Source organism: Actinotalea sp. C106 (assembly GCF_023630195.1).
In the GTDB taxonomy this organism is placed as follows: Bacteria; Actinomycetota; Actinomycetes; order Actinomycetales; family Cellulomonadaceae; genus Actinotalea.
Map to the genome: position 1 here is coordinate 1 of NZ_JALPKN010000347.1, position 2,842 is coordinate 2,842.

Consider the following 2,842-nt stretch of genomic DNA (forward strand, 5'->3'; position numbering starts at 1 on the left):
GGCCTCCGACTTAGGCTGGCGCGGTGGGACGGCGGGGGGCCGGTCGGCCACGGCGAGATGGTGGCGGCGGACCCACGCGAGGGCCCGGACGTCGGCGGTCGCGAGGTCGAGGCTCTGCCCGTCGAGGGTCAGCCGCACCGAGCCCGCGTCGGGTCGGTAGGCGCCGCTCAGGCAGCGCAGGAGGGTGGTGCGCCCGGAGCCGGGCCCGCCGGCGACGACGGTGAGCGACCCGGGCAGCACCCGCACCCCCACGCCGTCCAGGGCGCGGACCCTGCCGCCCTCGAAGGTCTTGGCCACCCCGTCCGCGGCGAGGACCGCCGTGCCGGCGCTCATGCGAGCCTGCTCGAGATGAGCAGCTGCGTGTAGGGGTGCTGCGGGTCCTCGAGCACCTGGTCGGTCAGCCCGTGCTCGACCACCCGCCCGTGGTGCAGGACGACCACCCGGTCGGCGAGCACCTCGACCACCCCCAGGTCGTGGGAGACGACGACGGTGGCCGCCCCGAGCCGGTCCGCGACGTCCTGCACGGCCTCGAGCAGACCGGCCTGCACCGACGGGTCCAGCCCGGTCGTGGGCTCGTCGAGCAGCAGGACCGAGGGCGGCTCCACGAGGGCCCTGGCCAGCTGCACCCGCTGCTTCATCCCGCCCGAGAACGTCGACAGCGCGTCCTGGTGCCGTGCGGCGGGGATGTCGAGCGCGGTGAGCAGCGCCGCGACCCGCTCGCGCACCTGCGCGAGGTCCCGGACCCCGGTGTGCAGCAACCGCTCGGCGACGTTGGACTCTGCAGCCAGCGCCGGGGAGAGCCCTGCTGCCAGGGCGTTCTGGTGGACCATGACCACCGCGGAGCGCCGCAGCTCGCTGCGGGGGGTCCTCGAGGTGAGCAGGTCCCCGTACCCGAGGACCTCGACCTGGCCGCGGTCGGGGGTCTCGTCCAGGTGCAACGAGCGGAGCAGGGTCGTCTTGCCCGAGCCGGACTCGCCGACGACGCCGAGGACCTCCCCGGCGCCGACCTCGAAGGACACCTCGTGGACGGCGACCACGGTCCCGCAGCTCGGGCAGGCACTGGTGCCGGCCGCGTGCCCCGTGAGGTCGGCGCACCGCCGGCACCCCGGCCCGAAGGACCTGCTCAGGCCGCGCACCTGCAGCACGGGGGGCGGGGGCAGCAGGGAGGCCCGAGGACGGGCGGCTGGCGCGAGGGCGAGGATCGGTGCGGTGGTCACGAGGCCCTCCTGGTCCGGCACGCGTCGACGTCGCTGCAGCACCAGGCACCGGTGCCGTCCACCACCCCGAGCTCGAACCTGCTCGCCGTCGGCACCCGGTACGACGTCGTGCTCCCGCAGCGCTCGCACGGCGCGTCGGCAGGTTCGGGGCGCAGGGGGCGGTCGTCGAAGGCCAGCGGCAGCACCCGCGTGTACGGGGGCAGCGCGGTGACCCGTGCGCGGCGGCCGGCCCCCAGCAGGATCGGGTGCGGCAGCCGGTCCAGGCGCAGCACGTCGAACCGGGGGATCGGGCTCGGGCTCATCAGCGTCCGGACAGGCACCTGGCCCGCGGCGGGCTCGCGACCCGAGACCAGGACCGGGTGGTCGGCCCCGGTCCTGGAGGCGCCGTGCCGGGCCTCGTCGTCGTACAGGTCGAGCCAGGCCGGGGTGTAGTCGCCGTCGGCGTGGTGACGCATCGCGGTGACCTCGTCCGGGACCACCCGACGCAGGGGCTCGGGGTGCGGCACCTGCAGGACCAGCAGCTGGTCGGGCCGCATCGGGGTCTCGGGGATGCGGTGACGGCTCTGGACGATGGTCGCCTCGGCGGTCGAGGTCGTCTGGGCGCACCCCGCGCTCGTGGTGATCAGGCGGCGCATGGCCGCGCCGTTGACCGAGGCGTCCGAGCCCTGGTCGATGACCTTCACGACGTCCTGCGGGCCGACGAGCGAGAGGGTGACCTGGAGGCCGCCGCTGCCCCAGCCTCGGGCGACGGGCATCTCGCGCGAGGCGAACGGCACCTGACGGCCCGGCATCGCGAGGGCCTTGAGCAGCGCCCGGCGCACGTGGCGCTTGGTGGTCTCGTCGAGGTAGGCGAAGGACTGCGTCCGCCCGTGCTCGGCGGCGAGCGCGGCCACGGTCGAGGGCGGGTGGGCAGGTGGGGGCGGGCTCATGGGCGGCGGGCTGACGGGCGGCGCGCTCATCGGGTGGGCTCCTCGGGGACGGGGCGGGCCTGGGCCAGGTAGGAGGCGAAGCTCGCGTAGTGCGGCAGGCGCAGGTGCTCGACGAAGCCGTTGGTCGCCGCGCCGTCGGTCGCGGCGAGGACCGTCTGGGTGTCCAGGGTCAGGCGGGCCGCCGCCTCGTCCCCGCCCTGCAGCGCGCCGTCGAGCAGGGCCAGGGCGATGACGCGCCGCTCGTTGGCACCGAGGGACCCGCCCCAGCCCACGGCGAACCCGGGCAGGCCGTCGACCTCGGCGTCCACGACGGCCTCGGCCTCGGCGACAGGCACCTCGGCGACACGGCAGGCCACGCCGGTGCGCGGATGCGGCACCCGCAGGTCGGCGACCGAGGTGGTGCCCTCCACGAGGACCGCCTCGCGCCGCTCGGCGAGGACCAGCGAGGCGAGGGAGACCAGGGAGGCGGTCTCGGCCCGGGCCAGGACGCCGAGGCGGGTCTCGCGGCTGAACGGGGCGACCAGCACCGAGCGCGCAGGGTCGGCGCCGTCCGCGGTCGCCTCGGTGGCGATCACCGGGACGCCGCGCAGCAGGTCCCGCACCCGACCGGTCGCGGCGCGCGAGGGGGCGTCGCCCCTGCCGTCACCCGGCTCGGTCAGGGCCGGCTGCTCGGCGGCGCCGGGGGCCTCGTCCGCC

General features: G+C 76.5%; 4 protein-coding genes. All 4 read right to left on the reverse strand.

Annotated elements, in window-relative coordinates:
- A partial coding sequence (locus L0B03_RS16080; RefSeq protein ID WP_250447745.1) for an ATP-binding cassette domain-containing protein occupies positions 1–333 on the reverse strand: 333 nt, incomplete at its 3' end.
- A complete protein-coding gene (locus L0B03_RS16085) occupies positions 330–1,217 on the reverse strand; it encodes an ATP-binding cassette domain-containing protein (protein WP_250447747.1) in 888 nt (295 codons plus the stop codon). The genes L0B03_RS16085 and L0B03_RS16080, both read right to left, overlap by 4 nt.
- Positions 1,214–2,176: an alpha-D-ribose 1-methylphosphonate 5-phosphate C-P-lyase PhnJ gene (locus L0B03_RS16090; RefSeq protein ID WP_250447750.1), complete on the reverse strand. Its 963-nt coding sequence runs from the start codon at positions 2,174–2,176 to the stop codon at positions 1,214–1,216. Before L0B03_RS16090 ends, L0B03_RS16085 begins: the two co-directional genes overlap by 4 nt.
- A partial coding sequence (locus tag L0B03_RS16095; RefSeq protein ID WP_250447752.1) for a carbon-phosphorus lyase complex subunit PhnI occupies positions 2,173–2,842 on the reverse strand: 670 nt, incomplete at its 5' end. The genes L0B03_RS16095 and L0B03_RS16090, both read right to left, overlap by 4 nt.

Bases quoted from the DNA above. Each gene is read 5' to 3' on its own strand.
- L0B03_RS16090 (WP_250447750.1), bottom strand. From the start codon at position 2,176: ATGAGCGCGCCGCCCGTCAGCCCGCCGCCCATGAGCCCGCCCCCACCT.